At 47.7% G+C, this 4,352-nt stretch carries 3 protein-coding genes and 1 pseudogene; 2 read left to right on the top strand and 2 right to left on the bottom strand.

What is annotated here, in order from left to right; all coding sequences use genetic code 11:
- Both LC574_RS28615 and LC574_RS39290 read left to right on the top strand, forming a co-directional pair.
- Positions 1-222, top strand: a 222-nt coding sequence (locus tag LC574_RS28615; protein ID WP_229457027.1) for a nucleoside triphosphate pyrophosphatase, incomplete at its 5' end; no start/stop codon positions are given.
- A gap of 445 nt (positions 223-667) precedes the next feature.
- Positions 668-808, top strand: a pseudogene (locus LC574_RS39290) (hypothetical protein); the annotation flags it as partial.
- A 543-nt stretch (positions 809-1,351) separates the two neighbouring features.
- Here LC574_RS39290 and LC574_RS28605 read toward each other — a convergent pair.
- Positions 1,352-1,513: a hypothetical protein gene (locus LC574_RS28605; protein ID WP_229457025.1), complete on the bottom strand. Its 162-nt coding sequence runs from the start codon at positions 1,511-1,513 to the stop codon at positions 1,352-1,354.
- Between the two features lie 57 nt (positions 1,514-1,570).
- A complete protein-coding gene (locus LC574_RS28600) occupies positions 1,571-3,604 on the bottom strand; it encodes a hypothetical protein (RefSeq protein ID WP_229457024.1) in 2,034 nt (677 codons plus the stop codon).
- Positions 3,605-4,352: the final 748 nt, after the last annotated feature.

Raw genomic sequence — 4,352 nt, 5'->3', positions numbered from 1 at the left:
ACAAGAGTTTACTTTGCTCAAATGAGCGACAAGGCCATTGAAGCATACGTTGCCACAGGTGAACCCCTGAAGTGTGCTGGAGCCTTTGCAATTGAAGGTTTTGGTAGTTTCTTTGTCGAAAAAATTGAAGGCTGTCACAGCAATGTAATTGGACTCAGTTTACCCCTGCTGCGGCAGATGCTAGGGGAATTGGGATATGATGTCACTGATTTTTGGCAATAGTTATTGTGTGGATTGTTAGTTTTCAGTGGTCAGTTGTTTTGCTACTGACAACTTAACGTAAAAGCCATGTCCCGCAAGGAACTTCAGTTCCTTGCTAATAGCGAAAGTCATCTAAAGATGACTAAATAATCCGAAAAATCTTTAGTCTACTTCAGTAGACTTTAGTTATGAGCCGCTGAAATTCATTTCTGGGCGGGCGTGGAAGCCAACAGATAAGCGATTTTTAGCTTAAGTTGACACCAATGAGCAATGCTGTGCCCCTACCGCGTGGTCTATTTACCTGAAAATAGCTGTAAGTTAACACGCATTGCTCCCGGCTTGACGTTATCCGCTCCCGGTTTAACGTTAGTGGCTCCCGGTTTAACGTTAGTGGTTCCGGTTTAACGTTAGTGGCTCCCGGTTTAACGTTAGTGGTTCCGGGCTTAACGTTAGTGGCTCCCGGTTTAACGTTAGTGGCTCCCGGTTTAACGTTAGTGGCTCCCGGTTTAACGTTAGTGGCTCCCGGTTTAACGTTAGTGGCTCCCGGCTTAACGTTAGTGGCTCCCGGCTTAACGTTAGTGGCTCCCGGCTCGACGTTATAAGCTAAACCACATCTAGTTTGCATAATCTAAAATTGTACATTTCTTGTGGGGTGGGCGTCTCGCCCGCCCAATATATTAGGGCTATTTCATTCTCATCTAGCCCGCCTCAGAATAAATTCTGAGGCTAATAGCAAAAGTCGTCTAAAGACGACTAATACCAATTCACGAAAATCCTGATACATATAGATTTCTTATAGGGGCATGGCATTGCCATGCCCTTACCAGCGTATTTGTATCATTATTAAAGTGAAATGGTATAAGAAAGGCTTTTAGTCCACTTTAGTGGACTTAAACTATTAGCCCGGAACTTTAGTTCTGGGCGGTTTATGTTTAGAACGAAATAGCCCTGCCCAATATATGCAAGGTTATTTGTGGAACAGCTTACCATTTCACAAAAAATCTGATACAGATGTAACCCCTGAAAGCTTTGCTGCATCTAAGTTTTTAATTGCGAACTTGTACGCTCGCTTGTCCTGAATCTCGACTTCGCTCGATTACCGCGTAGCCGACTTGTACGCTCGCTTGTCCTGAATCTCGACTTCGCTCGATTACCGCGTAGCCGACTTGTACTGAGCGGCGTCGAAGCCGTCATTGTTGACATCTCCGGCACTGCTGACAGAAATGCCTGAGTAGTCAAACGCTGCGATGCCGTTGATGGTGAAGCCGTTAGCGCCGTCGAGGTTAGAGAGATTAAATGATGAAATAACCATGATTTTCTCCTATGTTTATAGAAACGCGATTAATCGTGTCTGTACTATTTAGGCGAACTACGCTTGCAACACAAAATCTGATGCCGCCAGAGTTGGCGCACCAGTTAGAACCGCAAAGGGACCACCGATGCCAAAACCAGCCACGCTACCATTAGTGTTGTAGAACAACTGCCCAGTTACAGGGTTGTAGACAATCACAGCAGTGCTGGCTGCCCCATTAGTAGTGACTTCAAAATTACTAGCATTACTAAAACCGGTTCCCACAGCAGAAGTAATTGCACTAAAGGTAGTCTTATCCAGTACAATCTTGTCACCTTGGGACTGTTTGAAATCAGAGATGGTATCTAAACCAATAGCATAAATGTCAAAACGAGCATTGGTATCGTAAAGGAATTTGTCAGCACCGATGCCACCGACAAGAGTATCATTGCCAGCACCGCCGATGAGAATATCATTGCCAGCACCCCCTTGCAGCAGGTCGTTGCCAGCTTTGCCGTCGATGGTGTCGTTACCAGCTTTGCCGTCGATGATATCCTTGTTAATTGTGCCGATAAGAGTGTCTGCACGGGGAGTTCCTGTCAATTCAGGAGTGCCGCCGATATTCGTCCCGCCAAATAACACATAGCTTTGCCCAGATTCTGAGCCGTTGGGGTCGGCACCGGGTGCCCCAATAATCAGGTCGTCGAAGCCATCGCTGTTGATATCTCCGGCACTGCTGACAGAATAGCCTGATAAGTCATTCCCTGCGATGCCGTTGATGGTGAAGCCGTTAGCGCCGTTGAGGGTGGAGAGGTTGAGAGTAGAGCTAAAGCCTGTGTTGCCAAACACCACGTAGCTTTGCCCAGAACCTGAGCCGTTGGGGTCGGCTATATATGCCCCGATAATCAGGTCGTCGAAGCCATCACTGTTGACATCTCCGGCACTGCTGACAGACACGCCTGATTCGTCATACGCTGCGATGCCGTTGATGGTGAAGCCGTTATAGCCGTTGAGGCTAGAGAGGTTGAGAGTGGCGCTAAAGCCTGTGTTCTTGCCAAACACCACGTAGCTCTGCCCAGAAGAAGAGTACCCGTTGAAGTCGGCATAGCGTGCCCCGATAATCAGGTCAGCGATGCCGTCATTGTTGACATCTCCGGCACTGCTGACAGAATAGCCTGAGTAGTCACTCGCTGCGATGCCGTTGATGGTAAAGCCGTTAGCGCCGTTGAGGTCTGAGAGGTTGAGAGTGGCATCAAAGCCTGTGCTTTTGCCAAATACCACGTAGCTCTGCCCAGAAGCGGAGCCGTTGGGGTCGACACCGGATGCCCCGATAATCAGGTCAGCGATGCCGTCGTCGTTGACATCTCCCGCACTGCTGACAGAAATGCCTGAACCGTCACCCGCTGCGATGCCGTTGATGGTGAAGCCGTTAGTGCCATCGAGGTTATAGAGGTTGAGAGTGGCGTCAAAGCCTGTGCTCTTGCCAAACACCACGTAGCTCTGCCCAGAATATAAGCCGTTGGGGGAGGCATAGGGTGCCCCGATAATCAGGTCAGCGATGCCGTCATTGTTGACATCTCCGGCACTACCAAGAGACCAGCCTGAGTAGTCAACCGCTGCGATGCCGTTGATGGTGAAGCCGTTAGTGCCATCGAGGTTATAGAGGTTGAGAGTGGCGTCAAAGCCTGTGCTCTTGCCAAACACCACGTAGCTCTGCCCTGAATATAAGCCGTTGGGGGAGGCTAAGGGTGCCCCGATAATCACGTCAGCGATGCCGTCATTGTTGACATCTCCGGCACTACCAAGAGACCAGCCTGAGTAGTCAACCGCTGCGATGCCGTTGATGGTGAAGCCGTTAGTGCCGTTGAGGTTAGAGAGGTTGAGAGTGGAGCTAAAGCCGTTGCTGCTGCCAAACACCACGTAGCTCTGCCCAGAATCTGTGCCGTTGGGGTCGGCAAGTCTTGCCCCGATAATCAAGTCGTCGAAGCCGTCATTGTTGACATCTCCGGCACTGCTGACAGAATAGCCTGAACCGTCACCCGCTGCGATGCCGTTGATGGTGAAGCCGTTAGTGCCGTCGAGGTTAGAGAGATTAAATGATGAAATAACCATGATTTTCTCCTATGTTTATAGAGACGCGATTAATCGCCTCTGTACTATTGAGTCAGTCCACAGCCTTGGTAAATGGAATTGACGACTGCACAAACTCTTTGGGCTTGCGCGGACTAACAAATTAAAGTTTTGAAACCTGCGTTCCATAGGCAAGGAAACGCAGGTTTTGTTTGTGCAGATATGGTTTCTAACCGTCCATTTAGAGCACTCGTAATTCGTAATTAGGAAATTTAATCACGAGTTACAAAGCTTAAAATTACGAATTGTATTGATAGCGGTCTTTTGGTGTCACCTAGTCAACTGATTTGACTTTGTAAACAAAAATTACTTTGATAACCGTTAAACTACCTAAATATTCTGATGAATATCTAAAATTGTCAATAGACTGGGCGTTATTGTGGTAAAGTGAGATTCGATTTTAGTGTGTTGAAGAACAAAACCCAACATTTGCGCGTTTGTTGGCTAAAGCTTGAGTTCAACGAAGAGGCAGGGAGCAGGGGGAAATGACCCCTGACTCCTGCGGTGGAATGAAGGGGGGAACATGGGTCTGAGCATACGTGTCAACTTAAGCTAAAAGTAGCTTAACTGTTAGCTTCCTTACCCGCCTCGAACTAAAGTTCAAGGCTAATAGCTAAAGTCTACTAAAGTAGACTAAAGATTTTTCGGATTATTTAGTCATCTTTAGATGACTTTCGCTATTAGCAAGGAACTTCAGTTCCTTGCGGGACATGGTTTTTACGTTAAGTTG

The sequence above is a fragment of the Nostoc sp. CHAB 5715 genome (assembly GCF_020829685.1).
Lineage (GTDB): Bacteria > Cyanobacteriota > Cyanobacteriia > Cyanobacteriales > Nostocaceae > Nostoc.
The sequence above is the reverse complement of the archived record's forward strand: the minus strand, read 5'-3'. Positions and strand labels throughout refer to the sequence as shown.